Consider the following 18,120-nt stretch of genomic DNA (forward strand, 5'->3'; position numbering starts at 1 on the left):
GCGAAATCAAGGCAAGCCGCATAATCTTCCGTGACCAATAGGGAGCGAGCCATGATCCTGACCAGCACCGACAGCGTGGACGGCAAGAAGATCACCGCCTATCTCGGTATCGTCGCCGGCGAAGCCGTGATGGGGACCAACGTGTTCCGCGATTTCTTCGCCGGCATCACGGATATCCTGGGCGGCCGCTCGGGTTCCTATGAAAAGGAGCTGCGCAAGGCCAAGGCCCTGGCGCTGGAAAGCCTGGTCGAGGAAGCCAAGGCCCTGGGCGCCGATGCCGTGGTGGGCATGGACCTGGATTACCAGCAGATCGGCGGCAACGACCGCCAGATGCTGATGGTGGCGGCCAGCGGCACGGCGGTAAAACTCGGATAGCCGTAAAAATCCGCTTGAAATAGAACGATCGTTCGCTATTCTGTCCGAGCCTCCCGGAAAGGATAGCCCATGTCCCAGAAATCTTTCGCCAAGCCCAAAAATAGCACGAACATTCGAACTATTATTGGTTTCCTGGCCCGACGCAGCCTGATCCGCGCCGGATTCGCCGTCGCCCCCGGCTGGGCCGCCCGCCATGCCGCCACCCTGTTCCTGGCATCCCAGCGCCGCCCGACCGGGCTGCGGCAGCAACCCGCCAGCCATGCCACGCCGTTTGCCGTGGAGGGGCCGGTCGGCCCGGTCGCGGCCTGGAGCTATGGGCGAGCCGGCGGCCCTGCCGTTCTGCTGGTGCATGGCTGGGAGGACGATCACCTGAGCTGGGCTCCGCTGGTCGACCGGCTGGTGGAGAAAGGCTATCGCGTGCTCAGCCTCGATCTGCCCGGTCATGGCCGTTCCCCGGCCCGCTCCCGCCACGGCCGCGCCACGCCGATCCCGGTGCTGGCCGCGGGCATTGCCGCCGTGGCCCGCGAGGCGGTGGCCATCGGCGCGCTGCCACAGGGTGGAAAATTCCAGGCGGTGATCGCCCATTCGCTGGGCGGCACCGCCACGCTGATCGCGGCCACCGAACTGGGCCTGATGGCCGAGCGTTTCGCCATCCTGGCCGCGCCCAATCACCCGCGGCTGTTCGCCAGCGCGCTGATGCAGATGCTGAAACTCAACCGCGCCCAGGTGGAACATGTCTATGCCTCCATCGAGGCCATCGTCGGCCGCAGCATGGATTCGCTCTACCTGCCGCCCAAGCTGCGCGCGCTGGATGCCGCCGGCCTGATCCTGCACAGCCGCGACGACCGCACCGTGCCGCTGAAACACAGCCAGGAGAATGCCGCCGGCTGGCCGCGCGCCGAATTCCGCATCCTCGATGGTCTGGGCCACCGCAGGCTGATCAGCGACCCGGACGTGCAGGCCATGCTGCTGCATTTCATCGGCGCCGAGGCACCGGCCGACAGCTTCGGCCTGCGCCCGGACGCAGCCTAGGGCATCACGCCGGCTGCGCCGTCGCCTGCCGCCGGCGCAGCGTCACCGCAAGCCCGATCAGCGCCATCGCCAACATGGCGGCCGGCATCGCCTGCTGCCCTGGCGCCGGCAACAGATTGACCAGCGCGGCGCCAATCGTGGCGCCCGCCATCTGCATGGCGCCTATGAGTGCCGAGGCTGCGCCAGCGCGTTGCGGGAAAGGCTGCAGGGCGGCTGCAACGGTCAGCGGATTGACGATGCCGATGCCGAGCAGGAAGACCATTACCACACCGATCGCGGGCCAAAGGGCGGGCCAGACACTAACCTGCAGCAGCATCAGTGCCGCGCCGCCGGCCAGGATCGCGAAGCCCAGACGGGCCGCCACCGATGGCCCCAGCCGCCGCATCAGCTTCGGCGCCAGGTAACCGCCGGCAAAGACGGCGAAGACCGTGGCGCCCGACACCAGGCCGAAGCCAATCGGACTCTGGCCGTATTCGGCGATGAACAGGCCGGGCGCGCCGGCAAAGAATGCGAAGAGCGCGCCGATGGCGCAACTGGTTGCCAGCGAAGGCCGCAGGAAGACCGCACTGCCCAGCAGCGCGCCATAGCCGCCGAACACGCCAACCAGGGTCGTGCGCTGCGTCGCGGGAGGCCGGCTTTCGTCAAGCGCGATCAATGCCAGCAGCGCCACCGCGCCAGCGAAGGCGGCGACGAAGAAGAAGGGCGCGCGCCAGCCGAAGCCCTCCTGCAGCAGGCCGCCGAGCAGCGGCCCGAAGCCCGGCGCCACGGCAACGCCTGTCATGATCAGGCCCAGTGCCTTGCCCAGCGCGGCGCCATCGAAGAGGTCGCGCGCCATGGCGCGGCCCACGACCGAGGCCGTACAGGCGCCGACCGCCTGCAGAGCACGGCCGAGGATCAGCATCCCGATATCCAACGCCATGGCGCAGACGAGCGTCGCACCGACGAACAGCACCAGCCCGGCCAGCAGCAGCGGGCGTCGGCCATAGCGGTCGGAAAGCGGCCCGGCCACGAGCTGGCATAGCGCGAAAACAGCGAGGTAGATGGTGAGCGTCAACCGCACGCGGTCGGCATCGGCACGCAGGGCCTCGCCGATCACCGGCAACGCCGGCAGGTAGATATTGGTCGACAGCATGCCCAGCGCGGCCAGCGCGGTCAGCAATGCGATCAGCGGCCCATAGCTGAGGCGGTGCCCGGCCTCCGGGCGGGTCACGCCGCGCGCTCCACCGCGATTGCCGTGGCTTCGCCGCCACCGATACAGAGCGAGGCGATGCCGCGCTTGCCGCCGGAACGCTCGAGCGCATTCAGCAGGGTGACGATGATCCGCGCCCCGGTGGCGCCGATCGGGTGGCCGAGCGCGCAGGCGCCGCCCAGGATGTTCACGCGGTCATGACCGATATTGAGGTCGCGCATCGCGGCCATCGGCACGGCGGCGAAGGCTTCGTTGATCTCGAAGAGATCGACCTGATCGATGCTCCAGTCGACCTTCTGCAGCAGCTTGCGGATCGCAGGGATCGGCGCGGTGGTGAACCAGTCCGGCGCCTGGGCATGCACCGCATGGCCGAGGATCGTGGCAACCACCGGCAGGCGGCGCTCCTTCGCCACCGAGGCGCGGGTAAGTACCAGGGCCGCCGCGCCGTCGGCATTGGCGCTGGAGCTGGCCGGCGTGATCGTGCCGTTCTCCTTGAAGGCCGCCTTCAGGGCCGGGATCTTCTCGGGACTCACCTTGAGCGGGTTCTCGTCGCGGCTCACCGCTTCAGCGCCCTTTGCCGGCGGCGTCACCGCGACAATCTCGGCATCGAACCAGCCATTCTCCACCGCCCGGCGCGCCCGGGTCAGCGTCTCGATGGCATAGGCATCCTGCTCCTGGCGGGTGAAGCCATATTTCTCGGCGCATTGTTCGCCGAAGCTGCCCATGGCGCGGTCGCGCTCATAGGCATCCTCCAGTCCGTCCAGCATCATGTGATCCAGCACGCGCGCATGCCCGGCCTTGTGCCCGAAGCGCATCTGCGGCAGCAGATACGGCGCACCCGACATGCTCTCCATGCCACCCGCCACCATGATATCGGCCGAGCCGGCACGCAGCATGTCATGGGCCAGCATGGCAGCCCGCATGCCCGAGCCGCAGACTTTGTTCACAGTGACCGCGCCGACATGGTCGGGCAGGCCGGCCTTGCGGGCGGCCTGGCGCGCCGGGGCCTGCCCCTGGCCGGCCGGCAGCACACAGCCCATCAGAACCTCGTCGATATCCGCGCCCTTCACCTCGGCGCGCTCCAGCGCCGTCCGGATCACCGTGGCGCCCAGTTCGTTGGCGGCGATACCGGCCAGCGCGCCGCCGAAACGGCCGAGCGGGGTGCGGATGGCGGAGACGATAACAACGGGATCCTGCGAGACGGACATGGGCGGCTCTCCTCGATTTCTCTTGCCGGCCTATTTAGATGATTGTTATCATCTATCCGTCAAGCTCAATTTTGTGCCAGGAAAGACCATGCGCCGCTCAGCCGAGGAAAAGGCGGAAACCCGCCGCCAGATCGTGAAGACGGCCGGCCGCATGATCCGCGGCAAGGGCCTGGCCGAGACCGGCGTGGCCGAGGTGATGGCCGAGGCCGGCCTCACCCATGGCGGCTTCTACCGGCATTTCGCATCCAAGGAGGACCTGGCGGCCGCGGCCGTCGAGGAGGCCTTCGCCAGCATGCGCGCGCATCTGAAGTCGCTGGCCGAAAAAGCAGCCCCGGGCCAGGCGATGGTGGCAGTGATCGACGCCTATCTGACGAAAGCGCATCGCGACCGGCCCGAACATGGCTGCGTGATGGCCAGCGTCGGCACGGAGGCCTATCGTGCCGGCGGCCCGGTACAGACCGCCTATCAGACCGGCATCGTCCGATTGGCGGGACTTTTCGCCGACCTGATCACGGCACCAAGCCGGCGCGAGGCGGAAGACCGCGCCCAGGTCATGCTGTCGGTGCTGGTTGGCGGATTGCTGCTGGCGCGCGCACTGAAACACAATCCAGCGGAATCACAACGCGCCCTGGCGAATGCCAGGACAGCGGCACACGCCCTGCTGACATAAAAAAGCCCGGCATTTCTGCCGGGCTTTTAAGATCAGGATGGTACGGCGCTATTCCGCCGCCTCGATGTTGCGGGCCAGCACCTCACGTTTGCCGACATGGTTGGCGGGGCCGACCACGCCTTCCTTTTCCATGCGCTCCATGATGCGGGCGGCGCGGTTATAGCCAATCTGCAGATGGCGCTGGATGAAAGAGGTACTGGCCTTGCGCTCGCGGCAGACCAGGGCCACGGCCTGGTCGTAGAGCGTGTCTTCCTCGCCGCCCTCGCCGCCCGAGCCCGGCATGCCGAACTTGCCGCCATCAGGATCGCTGGTCACCGCCTCGACGTAGACCGGCTCGGCCTGGTCTTTCAGCATCTTCACCACGCGCTCGACCTCTTCATCCGAAACGAAGGGACCATGCACGCGGCTGATGCGCCCGGCGCCCGGCATGAACAGCATGTCGCCCATGCCGAGCAGCTGTTCGGCGCCCTGTTCGCCCAGAATGGTGCGGCTGTCGATCTTCGACGTCACCTGGAAGGAGATGCGGGTCGGGAAATTGGCCTTGATCGTGCCGGTGATCACGTCGACCGACGGGCGTTGCGTCGCCATGATCAGATGGATGCCGGCGGCGCGCGCCATCTGGGCCAGGCGCTGGATCGCCGCCTCGATGTCCTTGCCAGCCACCAGCATCAGGTCGGCCAGCTCGTCCACGATCACCACGATGAAAGGCAGCGGATTGAGGTCGATCGGCCGCTCCTCGTAGACCGGCTTGCCGGCCTCGTCGAAACCGGTCTGCACCGTGCGGCCGAGTTTCTCATCCTTGGCGCGGGCCTGGGCGAGGCGCTCGTTGTAGCTGGCGATGTTGCGCACGCCGAGTTCCGACATCTTGCGATAGCGGTCCTCCATCTCGCGCACGGTCCACTTCAGCGCCACCACCGCCTTGCCAGGCTCGGTCACCACCGGCGCCAGCAGATGCGGAATGCCGTCATAGACCGAAAGCTCCAGCATCTTCGGGTCGACCATGATGAAGCGGCACTGGTCGGGCGTGAGCTTGTAGAGCAGCGACAGGATCATGGTGTTGATCGCCACCGACTTACCCGAGCCGGTGGTGCCGGCCACCAGCAGATGCGGCATCTTGGCCAGATCGGCAATGATCGCCGCGCCGCCGATATCCTTGCCCAGCGCCAGCGCCAGCTTGCTGCTGGGCGACTCGAACTCGGCCGAGGCCAGCAGTTCGCGCAGATACACCGTCTCGCGCTTGGCATTGGGCAGTTCGATACCGATGGCATTGCGGCCGGGGATCACGGCGACGCGGGCCGACAGCGCGCTCATCGAGCGGGCGATATCATCCGACAGGCCGATCACGCGGCTGGATTTGGTGCCGGGCGCGGGCTCGAGTTCATACAGCGTCACCACCGGGCCGGGGCGGACCTTGGTGATCTCGCCCTGCACGCCGAATTCGTTCAGCACGGACTCAAGCATGCGCGCATTCTGCTCCAGCGCGTCCTCGTTGATCTTCTCGCGCGCGGAATCGGCCGGCGCGGGCTTCAGCAACGACAGTTCGGGCAGTTCGAAATCGCCGGCATCGCCCAGATTGAGCGTGGTCTGCGCCTCGCGCGCCACGCGGCTGCCGGTTTTCGGCTTCTCGATGCGGCGGGTGACGCGGCCCTCATCGGCCTTCTTGGCCGTGGGCAGGCGCGGCATGTCCTCGTCGTCATCCTCGTCGATCCCGTCATCCAGGTCCTCCGGATCGACGTAATCGTCCTCGGCGGCGGCACGGGCCCTGGCCTTGCCGAAGCTGGGCTCGGCCTTGCGGATCACCGGCTTGTCGTCATCGTCGCCGCGGCTGAAAAACGCCTTCAGGCGGCCGAAGAAACCACCCACCACTTCCGGCGCGTCCTGGCCGGTGCGCATGGCGGCCTTGCCGCCGCGATAGAGGCCCTGGGCCGCGAGACCGGTCGCTGCGGCAGCGCCGAAGCCAAGGCCGGCGCCCATGCGGCGCCATTCGCTGGAGCTGAGGCCCGAGGCGAAATAGAAGCAGAGCGCGGCGCAGGCAAAACACAGGATCGCCGGCAGCACGGCCGACATCGGCAGACCGAACGAGACACCCAGCGGCACGAGCTGGTGATAGAGGATGTAATCGCCCACCACGCCGCCCAGGCCAGCGCGCAGGCTCCAGCTCGCCGGCACCGGGAGCGCGGCGGCGAAACAGGCGAACAGGATCAGCGTGAGCGGCACCAGCGCCACATTCAGCCACCAGCGCGGCAAACCGCGATGCGACACGATGCGAAAACCCCAGGAGGCCAGCAGCAGCACGAACAGCCAGGCCGACAGACCCAGGGTCTGCAGCAGCACATCGGAGACATAGGCACCCGGCAGGCCCAGCCAGTTCTTCGGCGCCAGCGGCGTGGCGTGATTGAAATTCGGATCGGCCGGATCGAAGGTGGCCAGCGCCAGGGCCAGCAGGAAACCCACCCCCAGGATCAATACGCCGCCGCCTTCCCGTGCCCGCAGGCGCAGGAATTCATCGAAACCTTCGGGGAAGAAAGACCGCTTCTTCTTCGACCTGGCAGCCATGCCGTTCCTCGCACTCTGAAATCACGCGACCCGTTAACCATACCGGCAGGGAAAACGTCGCCGGTCCGGGCCGATTCGCCCCAGCCTGAGGATTTAACCCCCCAGAACGTTACCGATTCGTTGAAGCGCGCTGCGGGTGGTGTCCAGATCAGCCACCAGGGCGATCCTTAAGTAAGATTTTCCGGCCTTTTCCCCGCCGTTTTCCGGGCGGGTCAGATAATTGCCCGGCAGGGTGCGGATGCCGGCCTCGCGCCACAGTTTCAGTGCCATGGCCTCCGGGTCGCCCACATCGAGCCAGAGATAGAAGCCGCCAGCCGGCCGGAAAAAACCGAAGCGGTTGCCCAGCACATTCTGCGCCATGTCGAATTTCTGGCGATAAAGCGCCCGGTTCTGCTCCACATGGGCCTCGTCGCGCCACAGGGCGGTCGAGGCGGCGGCAACCGGCATCATCATGCCGGTGCAGCCGTAGTTGCGCAGCTTGATGAACGCCTTGGTGATCTCGGCATCGCCGGTGCAGAAACCCGACCGCAGGCCCGGCGCGCTGGAGCGCTTGGACAGCGAGTGGAAGACGATCACGTTTTTCAGCGCATCCGGACCGATCTTGCCGCCGGCCAGATGCAGGGCGGCATCCAGACCGCCCGGCGGCGGCACCTGGTCGTAGATCTCGGCATAGCATTCATCGAACGCGACGACGAAATCGTGTCTGCGCGACAATTCGATCAGATGGGCCAGGTAGTCCACACTGGCCACCGCACCCTGCGGATTGGCCGGCGAGCAGATATAGACCAGCGCGGTGCGGTCCAGCGTATCGGCATCCAGCGTGCGGAAATCGGGCAGGAAGCCGTTATCGGCCAAAGCCGGCATGAAATAGGGCTCGGCACCGGCGGCAACGGCGGCGCCGACATAGGTCTGGTAGAAGGGATTGGGCATCAGCACCAGCGGACGCTCGCCCTTCTTGCCCTTCTTCTCGGGCACCACCACGCCGGCGATCATGTACAGGCCCTCGCGCGTGCCGGTCAGCGCCACGATCTGCGTCTCTGGTTCGATCAGCCCTGCCGGCAGATTGTAGCGGCGCGTAACCCAGTCGGCGCAGGCGGAGCGGAATTCCGGCGTGCCGTTGATGGTGGGGTAGCGGTTCAGGATGCTCAGATCCGCCGTCATCTGCTCGATCACCATGGACGGCAGGGGATGCTGCGGTTCGCCGATCGACAGGTTGATCGGCGTCACGCCGGCCGGCAGCGGCTCGGCATCCAGCAGGCTGCGCAGGCGGGCGAAAGGATAGTCGCTGAGGGCGTCGATACGGGGGTTGAGCATGCGGGTCACGATAAAAAAGCAGCCGCGTCGATAGCGGCGAATCGGGCCGGAGAACGGGTTGCGGGCAATCTACGGGGCTGGCTGCCGGGCGGCAAGGCCGCAGGGGGATGTCGCACCGGCCGATTCCGTCCCGGATGAAGCCGTCGATATCGCGCCATGGGAGCATCCGGCCAGCCGATGCAAGCCGTCAGAATGACCCGGTTCTGCAATCTTCCGGCAGCCGCCGATTCGGCTGCAAATAGCATTGGTCATCAAGCGTGGCGGTTGCTAGACACTGCCCGGGCGCCGCATGCCATGCGGCGGCGGCAAAAAGAAGGGGGAGTCGCAGGCCACATCTGATGCGGCCTGCTGTCATGCACGATGGCACAGACCGACAAATTCCATTCCCAGCCGTGGCCGGTGGTGCGCAACGCCGTGCTCACCACGCTCAGCCTGCATCGCCGCCATACCGTCTACGGCTTCATCGAGGTCGACGTGACCCGCGCCATGGCTTTGATCGCGCAGTATCGCCGCGAATTGCGGGTGCCCGTGACCCTGCATGCGTTCGTTGCCTACTGCCTGACCCAGGCGGTGCACAAACACCCGATGATGCACACCTTCCGCCATGGCAAGTCGCTGGTCCGCTTCGACGACATCGACATCGCCACCGCCATCGACCGCCGCATGCCCGACGGGCATCGCATGGCCGTGGGTTATACCTTCCGCGCCGCGCAGGCGAAATCGCTGGCCGCGATCAACTGGGAACTGCGCGCCGCCACCAATACCGACCTGTCACAGGACCCGCTGGTGAAGCTGCGCCGCCGCTTCGCCCGCCTGCCCTGGTTCGTGCGCAGCCTGTTTGCCTGGCGCATGCGCAACAACCCACACCTGCTCAAGCGCATCAACGGCACCGTCGGCCTGACCAACCTGCAGAGCCCCGGTGTGCCGGGCACCTTCTGGGCCTTGCCGCCCAATGTCTTCACCTGCACCGTGGCGATTGGCGGCATCGCCGAACGCGAGGGACGCAAGATGCTCTGTCTGGCGGCCGGCGTGGACCATGCCATCACCGATGGCCTGACCCTGTCGCGCTTCACGGCCAGCTTCGGCGGGCTGCTGCAGAACGCCGCCGGGCTGGACGAGGCTTTCGTGGAAGAAACCCGGCGACTGCGCGATGCTGAGCGCGAGGCCGCCCAATGAAGTCGGCCGGCGCCAGCGGCGAGACCCCCACTGACTTTCCGCAGGCAGGCGGCCATTGGCTGTTCGGCCATGCCGCACAGATGATGTCTGCCACGCATCTGGTGCCGGCGGAGGTGGCGGCCGGCCATGGCGGCGCGGCATGGTTTCGCGTGCTGCACAAGCGCTTTCTCGCGGTTTCCGATCCCGAACTGGTGCGACAGGTGTTGGTAACACGGCACGAGAAATACGAACGCAGTTTCCATTACCGCAACATGCAGGCCGTGGTTGGCCATGGCCTGCTCTCCACCGACGGCCCCTTCTGGCTGAAACGGCGGCGCCAGATCCTGCCCGCCTTCCGCCTCGACGGACTGCAGCGCATGGCGCCGGCGGCGCAGGCCGCCACCAAGGCCATGCTGGATCACTGGGCAGCCGAATGTCGCGCCGGCCGCCCCATCCGAGCCATCTCTGAAACCCAGCATCTGTCGCTCGCGGTGATTGGCCGGGCCCTGCTGTCCGCCGATATCGATCGCGACAGTTCCGCGCGCTTTGGCGCCATCGTGCGAGACGGGCTGTATTGGCTGCGCCGCCGCAATACATCCCTGTTCATGCCGCCGCCCTGGATGCCGACTGGGGCCAACCGGCATCTGCGCCGGACGCGGCGGTTGATGGATGACTATGTCAACGCGCATATTTCGGAACGCCATGGCTGCCCGGTGAAACACGATATCCTGGAGACCATGCGCGCCGTCCGCGAGCCGGATGGCAGCGTGGCCCTGGACGATGCCGCGCTGCGCGATGAAAGCAAGACCCTGTTCATCGCCGGCTTCGAGACCACCGCCACATCGCTGGCCTGGATGCTGTATGCACTGGCCAGCCGACCGGAACTGGTCGAACAAATCCACGACGAACTGAGCCAGGTGCTGGCCGGCGACGCCCCCGACCTGGAAAGCATGAAACGCCTGCCATTGACCCAGGCGACGATCAACGAAACCATGCGTTTCTATCCGTCGGTCTACCACGTCTCGCGCCAGGCCATTGAGGATGATGAGTTCAACGGCCGGCAGATTCCACGCGGCAGCCAGCTGCTGCTGTCGATTTTCGGCATGCATCGCGACCCCGCCCTGTGGGGTGATCCGGACGCGTTTCGGCCGCAGCGTTTCATGGAGGCTGGCTGGCCGAGCCAGGCCTTCATGCCGTTCATCATCGGCAAGCACGCCTGCATCGGGAATCACTTCGCAATGATCGAGATGACCATTGCGCTGGCAATGATCGTGCAGCGTTATCGTCTGGAACTGGCGGATCCTGCCCCGGTCGGCATGATCGCCCGCATCACCCTGGCACCCGACCGCGACATCAGCCTGCGCTTGGTGCCGCGATGAGGATGCCGGCGCATTTCACGCTGCTGGATGCCGGCGATGCAGCCGCCGTGGCCGCCTATGAAACCGGATTCTACAAGGCTTTTTCGGCGGTGACCGGCAACCGGCTGATCCGCTGGCTGTGGCAATGGGATGACGACGCGCAGCGACTGGCGACCCGCGTCCCCTACGACGACCAGATCGTTTACCTGCAGCGCACGTCAGATGGCGAGGTCTGCGCCGCCCTCGCGGTCAACACTGCGCTGCGGCAATGCCAGGCGAGCGCCTTCGGCTTCGCGATGCCGGAGGATAAGGGCCTGTGCGAATTCCTCACCGTTTTCGTCAATGACGGTCACGACCTGCGCGCGCGCTATGCCTTCTGGGCGGATTGTTTCGCCGATCTGCGCCACCGCGGCCTGCTGGCCGGCTATGCCACCACCGCGCGGCGCCCACTGGGCCTGTATCGCCGCCTGGGCGCGGATGTCGTCGACACCGCAACGATCGAGGGGGAGGAGCGCTTTTTCCTGCGCTTCTCGCTGGGGCGCGATTACATCCGTCGCCGCGCCGAAGCCGACGCGGCCTGATACGCGGCGCGACAGCACCGCTTTTCCCGGCTAGACTGCCGTCATGGACAAGCCTCGCCCCTCCGCTTCGCCGGCCTGCAGCCTCGATGAGGCACCGGATGCCTATCGCGGCTATCTGACGCCGGCCGAGATCGCGGCCGAGCTGGATCGGTTGCTGCCGCGCATCCGCGACGACAGGCTGCATGCAAAACTGAAGGCCATTCGCGACAGCCTGGGCGAGCTGGAAGCCTAGCCCCCCTCGCCGCCGGTTTGCCGCGCCAGCCGCAATGGCGGTGCCTTGCCCTGTCTGTCGGCGCCGAAATAGACCGTCTGGTGCGGAAACGGGATTTCGATCCCGCGTTCGTCGAAGCGCTGCTTGATCCGCTTGCTGAACTCACGCTTCACGTTCCATTGCTGCGCGGGCAGCGTCTTGATGCGAAAGCGCAGCACCACGGCGGAATCGGCCAGCTGATCGACGCCCCACATCTCCAGATCATCGAGGATGCGGGCATTCCATTCCGGCTCGGCGCGGAATTCGGCGGCCAGCGCCTTGATCACCTCGATCACCGCATCGATATCCTCGCGATAGGATACCCGCAGGTCGAACAGCGCCTGGGCATAGCCGCGCGTCATGTTCTTGATCTTGGTCACCTCGCTGAACGGAATCACATGCACGATGCCTTCGGTGTCGCGCAGGCGGATGGTGCGGATCGATATATCCTCCACCACACCGCCATTGCCGCCCAGATCGACGATATCACCCACGGCGATGGTATCCTCGGTCAGTATGAAGATGCCGGTGATCACATCCTTCACCAGCGTCTGGGCGCCGAAGCCGATGGCCAGTCCGACCACGCCGGCGCCGGCCAGCAGCGGCGCGATATTGATCCCGAGTTCGGACAATACGATCAGCACCGCGATCAGGCCCAGCACGATGGAAACCGTGCGGCGCAGCAGTGGCAGCAGGGTGCGCATCCGCGCCGAGCGGGCGGCCGGCTGGCCGCCTGTTCCGGCACCGGTGAGGTAATATTCGATGCCGGCGGCGATGACCTCCCACAAGGCCACGGTGACCAGCACCACCAGCAGGATGGTGATGACGCGCGCCACGATGTTGCGGCCAGCCTCGCCAGCCAGCCAGGCCAACGAGTCGATCCCCCAGGCCTGCATGATCACGATGGCGGCCGTGGCATAAAGCAGAATGCGGACGGCCCCCAGCAGCAATGGCAGATAACGATTGGCGCGCTCTTCCAGACCCGGAAACCGCAGGCGCGTCTCCTTGCTGATGGCAAACAGGCGAGAGAACCCTTTTTCGACGGCAAGCTGCACCAACCGAACCCCGACCAGCAACACAACCGTCAGCAGCGTGCCGCGCAGGATCAGGCGAAAGCCGCCATCAACCTCAAAGGCCCAGACCCCGTAGGCCGCGACGATATAAAGCAGCGCCAGCACGTGCCAGATATCGCCGATCCGCTGGCGCAGGATGCGCCAGGACCGGCCGCGCGGCATCGCCGGCGCAACATCGGATGGCGGCAGGCGGCCGCGAATCCACGACGCCACGGGGTGCCGCAATTGCAGGACCAAAACCGCCAGCAGAGCCGCAAGGGCAAATGCCGCCAGCTTAGCGATGGTATCGACAGCGTCGGGCGGAACCCGCACTCGCGCCGCAACCTGCACCGCGACATAGCCGACAGCCGCCAGGATCGCCAGGCGCCGCAGCCAGAGCTGGGCATAGGCGGCGCTTTCCTCATCCAGACGCAGCGGCGCCGTTCCATGCGCCAGCAGCACGTCGCCGAGTATGCCAAGGGCATAAACGGCGACGAAAGCCAGCACCACGATCTGCGCCAGATCGCGCGTGAGGGCATTGGGCGCCAGCAGGGCGAGGCTGCCATAGGCCGCGCCGGCGAATACCGCGATCGGGATCAGCGAGACCAGCGCCCGCAACACAATAAAAAAGATCTGCAGCCACAGCGCGGACGGCGAGGTCTGCGGCGGGATGTGCGCCTGGCCGTTACCCGCGAGCTGCAGCACGGCCAGCGGCCGCCGGATCAGCAGATGCGCCAGGGCCTGCAGCAACAGGGCAGACAGAAGAGTCACGCCCAGCTTGAGCAGGACATCGCTCCACAATGCGCGGCGGCGTGGATCGTCCACCTGCAACTGAGCCCAGTCCGCCAGAGCCGGCAGATCGGAGAACAATGCGCCAAACGCAGCAAAGGCCGAACCTGCCCGCCGCATTTGCGCCATCACGCCATCGATGATGACCGCGCCGGGATCGCCATCCGCTTCCCGCTGGGCCGCACCATCCTGCGCCGCCGTCTCGCGCGTTGCGGCCAGGGCCCGCAGAGTGGCGATCAGCTCGTTCCGCCTGGTTTCGTCGGCAAGCTGATCGGCAAGCGCCCTGAGTTCGGCGGCGCGCAGTTCCGGCGCGACGGACGCTTCCGGCGGAGTAGACGAACGATCAGCAACCGGCAGTGCGGGCTGGGCAAAGGCCGCTCCGGACAGGACCGAGGCAGCGAGGAACAGCTGGATGAGGATCGTGCGGGCGCGGGGCCACCATTCCAAAACCGTCATCCGGGGGATTTTCGCCGGAAATATGGCATCAGCATGTCGATAATGGCCGCAAATCGCGATAAACGCGGCGCCACATCGGAACATGAGGGGAATATGGAGGGAATGGTGCCCAGGGACGGAATTGAACCGCCGACACGGGGATTTTCAGTCCCCTGCTCTACCAACTGAGCTACCTGGGCCCACCAAACTCGTTGCGGCCCGTCTGGTGTAACAGGGTGGCAACGGCGCGCGGTTATAGACAAAATCCCCCCGCCTGTCCATATCAAGGCGGGACAAATTTGTCCTTCCGGAAAAAAGCCTTAGATCATGTCTCCGCCCTCTCTCACACCGCCTGCCATCACCGTGGCCGGCCTTGCCAAGACCTACGGCAATGTCCAGGCCGTGGCGGGGATCGATTTCACCGTCCCCCAGGGCAGTGTCACCGCGCTGCTGGGCGGCAACGGCGCCGGCAAGACCACCACGATCGCCATGCTGCTGGGCCTGCTCAAACCCAGCGCCGGCAGCATCACCGTGCTGGGCACCGACATGCTGCGGAACCGCCATGCCGTGCTGCCACGCCTGAACTTCTCCTCGCCCTATGTCGATCTGCCGCACCGCCTGACCGTGCGCCAGAATCTGCGCGTTTTCGCACAGCTCTATGATGTGCCGGAGCCCAAACACAGGATTGCACAGCTGGCGCAGAAACTGGATTTCACCGCCTTGCTCGACCGGCCGGCCGGCGCCCTGTCGGCCGGACAGAAAACCCGTGTGGCCTTGGCCAAGGCGCTCATCAACCGGCCGGAACTGTTGCTGCTCGACGAACCCACCGCGTCCCTGGATCCCGACACCGCCGACTGGGTGCGCAGCCTGCTGGAAGATTATCGCGCCGAGCGCGGCGCCACCATCCTGCTGGCGTCGCACAACATGGCCGAAGTGGAACGGCTGTGCGATCAGGTGTTGATGATGAAACAGGGCCGCATCGTTGATCGCGGCACGCCGACCGAACTGATCGAACGATATGGCCGGGACAATCTGGAGGACGTGTTCCTCGACATAGCCCGCGGCCGCGGCAAGGCGGCGCAGGCGGAGACAGCAGCATGAACGGCGAGATTTTCGGTTTCAGCGCCAATCGCATCGGCGCCATGCTGCGCCGGCATGCCTATCTGCTGACCGGTTCCTGGGCGCGCATCATCGACATCATCTATTGGCCGGCCGTGCAGATGATCATGTGGGGCTTCCTCACCCAGTTCCTGGCCGGCAAGACATCCTACGTGGCGCAGGCCTTCGGCATCCTGCTGGCGGGCCTGATGCTGTGGGATTCGCTGTTCCGCGTGCAACTCAGCGTCGCCATTTCCTTTTTGGAGGAAATGTGGTCGCGCAACCTGGGCAACCTGTTCGTCAGTCCATTGCGGCCCAGCGAATTCGCCGCATCCGTTTTGCTGATGGGCGTGATCCGCACCCTGCTGGGCATGATCCCGGTCAGCCTGATGGCCTGGCTGTTCTTCGATTTCTCCATCTACTCCATGGGTTTCGCGCTAGCCGGCTTCTTTGCCAACCTTGTCCTGTTCGGCTGGGCGATCGGCATTGCGGTCTGCGGCCTGGTGATGCGCTATGGCCTGGGCGCCGAGAACATTGCCTGGGCCGCCACCTTCCTCTTCCTGCCGGTGGCGGCGGTGTATTACCCGGTCACCGTGCTGCCTGCCTGGCTGCAGACCGTGGCCTGGTCGCTGCCACCCGCTTATGTGTTCGAGGGCATGCGCGCCCTGCTGATCGACGGCAGCTTCCGGGGCGATCTGATGCTGGGTGCGCTGGGCCTGAATATTCTCTATCTCGGCCTCGGCTTTGCAGCCTTTCTCGGCTGGTTCGAAGCTTCGCGTCGCCGCGGCCAGTTGCTGGGTCAGGGCGAATAGAGCGCGCCAGGGCCGGCTTTCAATTTCCGGTATACCCCACCTCGACGACATGCCGTTGAGGCTGTGACCTTTGGTTGATCCAGATCGAGACCTAAACAATTTGTAATGACTGGGAAAAGCGGGTTTGCGGTATGAGTACCGCGCCAATCGTCGTTCCCAGTCATGTCCCGCCCCAGCAAATCCTCCATCCAGATCATCAATTCAACCTCCATCGGCGTCGTCATCACGGCCGCCCTGGTGGCGTTTATCCTGTTCGGCAGCAACGCCGGCGCCGGCTCATACTGGGATCCGGGCAGCCTGGTGATCGTGCTGGGCGGCACGGTCGCCGCCGCGTTTCTGTCCTTCCGTTCGTCGCAATTGGCCAGCATCGGCCGTTCCCTGTTTGCCATCTTCCATGAAGAGCCGCCGCTTGGCCGCGAGGTCGACGTGCTGGAGCAGGTGGCAATGGCATTGCAGAAACACCAGCTGCCGCAGGCCGAGAAGATCGCCAACGGCGTCAACAATCCCTTTCTGCGCCTCGGGCTGCAATTGGTGATCGATCGCGTGTCCATCGAGGACGTGCATCACCTGCTGAGCTGGCGAATCCAGAAAATGGTCGAGCGCGAAACCGCCGAGGCCAAGCTGTTCCGCACCATGGCGGAATTCGCCCCTGCCTTCGGCATGCTCGGCACCCTGGTTGGTCTGGTGGCGATGCTGGGAGAGCTTGGCGGCGGCAATCTGAGCGCCATCGGCGAAGGCATGGCGCTGGCGTTGATCACCACGGTCTATGGCGTGGTATTGGCCAACCTGATTTTCCGCCCGATCGCCATCAAGCTGGAACAGCGCACGGCCCAGCGCGTGGCAAAGCTGAACATGCTGCTGGAAGGCATCTCCCTGCTTGCGCTGGGTCGCGGTCCAACCATGGTGCGCGAAGCCATGAACAGCTTCATGCGCGACTACCGGGATGAAATTCATGGCTGAGCCTGCCCACGACCCGGCGGCACGGCCCCGCCGCCCCAACTGGCGCAGCGTTCGCTATACGCCGCCCGACGATGCCGATGGCGGCCATTGGCTGGTCACCTACAGCGACACCGTGACACTGCTGCTTACCATTTTCGTTGTGCTGGTTTCGATGATGACCTTCGTCAAAAGCACACCAGAACCATTGCAATCGCCGTTGCTGCGCCCGGTTTTCGTACCGGTCCTGACGGCGGATGGCGAGTTGCCGCCCGATACTCTCGCGCAGGACAGCCTCCCTCCGACCTCGCGCCCGGCCGTGGCACCCCCGCCACCACCGAATGTCGCGGCTGAACCCCAATCCACCGCCGGCATCAGCCGCGCCTATGCCAGCGTCGCCGCGCCGGAAGAACCGGGCCTGCCGGAAACGCCGCAAACCTGGGCGAGCCGCACCTCGCGCGAGCTTGCCGCCCTGCTGGCCCGCGAAGGCCTGGGCCGCAATGCCGTGGTCGAACGGGTCGATCGCCATGTGGTGGTGCGTTTGGGCGACAATATCCTGTTTCCACTGGGGCAGGCCGATCTGAGGCCCGAGGGCGCGGCATTGATGGCGAAACTGGCCCCCAACCTGGCGCGGCTGAACAGCTTCATCCGTGTCGAGGGCCATACCGACGACCTGCCGATCGCCAACCTGCGTTTTCCAAGTAACTGGGAATTGTCGGCCGGCCGCGCTGCGACAGTCGTGCGGCACTTGATCGCCGGCGGCGTGCCTGCCGGGCAGCTTGAAGCCGTTGGTTTCGCCGATACGCGGCCGGTGGTACGCGGCCGCACCGATGCCGCGCGCATGCGCAATCGCCGCGTCAGCTTCGTGATACTGCCGCCCGACGGCCTGCCCTGAGAGCAGCCCTTAGTTGCCGAACACCAAACCGCCCAGCAGTCGTGCCGGCAGCAGGGTAAACAGGCCCGGCAGCACGAGGCCGGTGAAATACAGCATCATCATGGCGCGGCGATGCGTCTGCACACGGCCATGCCGGATCGCGTAGACAGCCGCCGGCACCGCCACCAGCACCAGAAGCGAAAGGGCATGGATCGGGCTGAACTTGCCGGCATTCAGCCCGGTGATCCAGAAAGAGCTGACTGCGGCCGTCAGCATCAGCAGAACCCACAGCCACCCCAGACGTTTATGCCAGTCCGTGCCTTTGCGACGGATCAGCATGGCCATGCCGAGAACCAGCGCCGCAAGGGTGGCGGCGAGATGGATATGGACAGCCGGGCCTGCGGCCAGAAGCGGGGCGAGATTCATGGCCCTGACC

Annotated in this window: 17 protein-coding genes and 1 tRNA gene; 11 read left to right on the top strand and 7 right to left on the bottom strand. The window is 65.7% G+C overall.

Annotated features, from left to right (window positions below; all coding sequences use genetic code 11):
• Positions 1–51: 51 nt before the first annotated feature.
• Together ACE3OO_RS04805 and ACE3OO_RS04810 are read left to right on the top strand one after the other, a co-directional pair.
• Positions 52–375 carry a heavy metal-binding domain-containing protein gene (locus ACE3OO_RS04805; RefSeq protein WP_374300289.1) on the top strand — a complete coding sequence of 108 codons (324 nt, stop codon included), beginning with the start codon at positions 52–54 and terminating at the stop codon, positions 373–375.
• A 69-nt stretch (positions 376–444) separates the two neighbouring features.
• Positions 445–1,407, top strand: a complete 963-nt coding sequence (locus ACE3OO_RS04810; protein WP_374300291.1) for an alpha/beta hydrolase — start codon at positions 445–447, stop codon at positions 1,405–1,407.
• A gap of 4 nt (positions 1,408–1,411) precedes the next feature.
• Here ACE3OO_RS04810 and ACE3OO_RS04815 read toward each other — a convergent pair whose 3' ends face one another.
• Entirely contained in the window at positions 1,412–2,617 is a 1,206-nt protein-coding gene (locus tag ACE3OO_RS04815; protein WP_374300293.1) for a Bcr/CflA family efflux MFS transporter, read from the bottom strand.
• The gene (locus tag ACE3OO_RS04820; protein WP_374300295.1) at positions 2,614–3,804 is read right to left on the bottom strand and encodes an acetyl-CoA C-acyltransferase; all 1,191 of its coding nucleotides are present in this window, start codon (positions 3,802–3,804) and stop codon (positions 2,614–2,616) included. Before ACE3OO_RS04820 ends, ACE3OO_RS04815 begins: the two co-directional genes overlap by 4 nt.
• Before the next feature lie 88 nt (positions 3,805–3,892).
• Between ACE3OO_RS04820 and ACE3OO_RS04825 the strand changes: the two genes are divergently transcribed.
• Positions 3,893–4,474: a TetR/AcrR family transcriptional regulator gene (locus ACE3OO_RS04825; RefSeq protein ID WP_374300297.1), complete on the top strand. Its 582-nt coding sequence runs from the start codon at positions 3,893–3,895 to the stop codon at positions 4,472–4,474.
• Positions 4,475–4,522: 48 nt separating this feature from the next.
• On the opposite strand, the gene ACE3OO_RS04830 is transcribed toward ACE3OO_RS04825, so the two are convergent.
• On the bottom strand, positions 4,523–7,030 hold the full coding sequence (locus tag ACE3OO_RS04830; protein ID WP_374300299.1) for a DNA translocase FtsK: 2,508 nt from the start codon (positions 7,028–7,030) through the stop codon (positions 4,523–4,525).
• 93 nt (positions 7,031–7,123) lie between these two features.
• Positions 7,124–8,344 (bottom strand): aminotransferase class I/II-fold pyridoxal phosphate-dependent enzyme, encoded by a 1,221-nt coding sequence (locus tag ACE3OO_RS04835; RefSeq protein WP_374300301.1) that lies wholly within the window; start codon positions 8,342–8,344, stop codon positions 7,124–7,126.
• 360 nt (positions 8,345–8,704) lie between these two features.
• On the opposite strand from ACE3OO_RS04835, the gene ACE3OO_RS04840 reads away from it, so the two are divergent.
• Genes ACE3OO_RS04840 through ACE3OO_RS04855 form a run of 4 tightly spaced genes read left to right on the top strand, consistent with a single transcriptional unit; the run spans position 8,705 to position 11,670 of the window.
• Entirely contained in the window at positions 8,705–9,520 is an 816-nt protein-coding gene (locus ACE3OO_RS04840; RefSeq protein WP_374300303.1) for a 2-oxo acid dehydrogenase subunit E2, read from the top strand.
• On the top strand, positions 9,517–10,878 hold the full coding sequence (locus tag ACE3OO_RS04845) for a cytochrome P450 (RefSeq protein WP_374300305.1): 1,362 nt from the start codon (positions 9,517–9,519) through the stop codon (positions 10,876–10,878). Before ACE3OO_RS04840 ends, ACE3OO_RS04845 begins: the two co-directional genes overlap by 4 nt.
• Positions 10,875–11,438 (top strand): hypothetical protein, encoded by a 564-nt coding sequence (locus ACE3OO_RS04850; protein WP_374300307.1) that lies wholly within the window; start codon positions 10,875–10,877, stop codon positions 11,436–11,438. Before ACE3OO_RS04845 ends, ACE3OO_RS04850 begins: the two co-directional genes overlap by 4 nt.
• A gap of 43 nt (positions 11,439–11,481) precedes the next feature.
• Positions 11,482–11,670 carry a hypothetical protein gene (locus ACE3OO_RS04855; protein ID WP_374300310.1) on the top strand — a complete coding sequence of 63 codons (189 nt, stop codon included), beginning with the start codon at positions 11,482–11,484 and terminating at the stop codon, positions 11,668–11,670.
• Here ACE3OO_RS04855 and ACE3OO_RS04860 read toward each other — a convergent pair.
• Together ACE3OO_RS04860 and ACE3OO_RS04865 are read right to left on the bottom strand one after the other, a co-directional pair.
• Positions 11,667–13,985 carry a mechanosensitive ion channel domain-containing protein gene (locus ACE3OO_RS04860; protein WP_374300311.1) on the bottom strand — a complete coding sequence of 773 codons (2,319 nt, stop codon included), beginning with the start codon at positions 13,983–13,985 and terminating at the stop codon, positions 11,667–11,669. The two genes, ACE3OO_RS04855 and ACE3OO_RS04860, sit on opposite strands and share 4 nt — an antisense overlap.
• A 103-nt stretch (positions 13,986–14,088) precedes the next feature.
• A tRNA-Phe gene (locus ACE3OO_RS04865) sits at positions 14,089–14,164 on the bottom strand.
• Between the two features lie 127 nt (positions 14,165–14,291).
• On the opposite strand from ACE3OO_RS04865, the gene ACE3OO_RS04870 reads away from it, so the two are divergent.
• From ACE3OO_RS04870 to ACE3OO_RS04885, 4 genes are all read left to right on the top strand, one after another.
• The gene (locus ACE3OO_RS04870; RefSeq protein ID WP_374300313.1) at positions 14,292–15,065 is read left to right on the top strand and encodes an ABC transporter ATP-binding protein; all 774 of its coding nucleotides are present in this window, start codon (positions 14,292–14,294) and stop codon (positions 15,063–15,065) included.
• Positions 15,062–15,874 carry an ABC transporter permease gene (locus ACE3OO_RS04875; RefSeq protein WP_374300315.1) on the top strand — a complete coding sequence of 271 codons (813 nt, stop codon included), beginning with the start codon at positions 15,062–15,064 and terminating at the stop codon, positions 15,872–15,874. Before ACE3OO_RS04870 ends, ACE3OO_RS04875 begins: the two co-directional genes overlap by 4 nt.
• 162 nt (positions 15,875–16,036) lie before the next feature.
• Positions 16,037–16,834, top strand: coding sequence for a motility protein A (locus ACE3OO_RS04880; RefSeq protein WP_374300317.1), 798 nt, complete (start codon positions 16,037–16,039; stop codon positions 16,832–16,834).
• Entirely contained in the window at positions 16,827–17,705 is an 879-nt protein-coding gene (locus ACE3OO_RS04885) for an OmpA family protein (RefSeq protein WP_374300319.1), read from the top strand. The genes ACE3OO_RS04880 and ACE3OO_RS04885 overlap by 8 nt, the downstream gene beginning before the upstream one ends.
• Positions 17,706–17,714: 9 nt before the next feature.
• Here the strand turns inward: ACE3OO_RS04885 and ACE3OO_RS04890 are convergent, their stop codons facing one another.
• On the bottom strand, positions 17,715–18,110 hold the full coding sequence (locus tag ACE3OO_RS04890) for a DUF2306 domain-containing protein (RefSeq protein WP_374300321.1): 396 nt from the start codon (positions 18,108–18,110) through the stop codon (positions 17,715–17,717).
• Positions 18,111–18,120: the final 10 nt, after the last annotated feature.

The organism is Ferrovibrio sp. (assembly GCF_041906005.1).
Taxonomy (GTDB): Bacteria; Pseudomonadota; Alphaproteobacteria; order Ferrovibrionales; family Ferrovibrionaceae; genus Ferrovibrio.

Bases quoted from the DNA above. Each gene is read 5' to 3' on its own strand.
- ACE3OO_RS04820 (WP_374300295.1), bottom strand. From the start codon at position 3,804: ATGTCCGTCTCGCAGGATCCCGTTGTTATCGTCTCCGCCATCCGCACC.
- ACE3OO_RS04890 (WP_374300321.1), bottom strand. From the start codon at position 18,110: ATGAATCTCGCCCCGCTTCTGGCCGCAGGCCCGGCTGTCCATATCCAT.
- ACE3OO_RS04830 (WP_374300299.1), bottom strand. From the start codon at position 7,030: ATGGCTGCCAGGTCGAAGAAGAAGCGGTCTTTCTTCCCCGAAGGTTTC.
- ACE3OO_RS04870 (WP_374300313.1), top strand. From the start codon at position 14,292: ATGTCTCCGCCCTCTCTCACACCGCCTGCCATCACCGTGGCCGGCCTT.
- ACE3OO_RS04845 (WP_374300305.1), top strand. From the start codon at position 9,517: ATGAAGTCGGCCGGCGCCAGCGGCGAGACCCCCACTGACTTTCCGCAG.
- ACE3OO_RS04880 (WP_374300317.1), top strand. From the start codon at position 16,037: ATGTCCCGCCCCAGCAAATCCTCCATCCAGATCATCAATTCAACCTCC.
- ACE3OO_RS04835 (WP_374300301.1), bottom strand. From the start codon at position 8,344: ATGCTCAACCCCCGTATCGACGCCCTCAGCGACTATCCTTTCGCCCGC.
- ACE3OO_RS04860 (WP_374300311.1), bottom strand. From the start codon at position 13,985: ATGACGGTTTTGGAATGGTGGCCCCGCGCCCGCACGATCCTCATCCAG.
- ACE3OO_RS04885 (WP_374300319.1), top strand. From the start codon at position 16,827: ATGGCTGAGCCTGCCCACGACCCGGCGGCACGGCCCCGCCGCCCCAAC.
- ACE3OO_RS04825 (WP_374300297.1), top strand. From the start codon at position 3,893: ATGCGCCGCTCAGCCGAGGAAAAGGCGGAAACCCGCCGCCAGATCGTG.
- ACE3OO_RS04875 (WP_374300315.1), top strand. From the start codon at position 15,062: ATGAACGGCGAGATTTTCGGTTTCAGCGCCAATCGCATCGGCGCCATG.
- ACE3OO_RS04810 (WP_374300291.1), top strand. From the start codon at position 445: ATGTCCCAGAAATCTTTCGCCAAGCCCAAAAATAGCACGAACATTCGA.
- ACE3OO_RS04855 (WP_374300310.1), top strand. From the start codon at position 11,482: ATGGACAAGCCTCGCCCCTCCGCTTCGCCGGCCTGCAGCCTCGATGAG.
- ACE3OO_RS04840 (WP_374300303.1), top strand. From the start codon at position 8,705: ATGGCACAGACCGACAAATTCCATTCCCAGCCGTGGCCGGTGGTGCGC.
- ACE3OO_RS04850 (WP_374300307.1), top strand. From the start codon at position 10,875: ATGAGGATGCCGGCGCATTTCACGCTGCTGGATGCCGGCGATGCAGCC.
- ACE3OO_RS04805 (WP_374300289.1), top strand. From the start codon at position 52: ATGATCCTGACCAGCACCGACAGCGTGGACGGCAAGAAGATCACCGCC.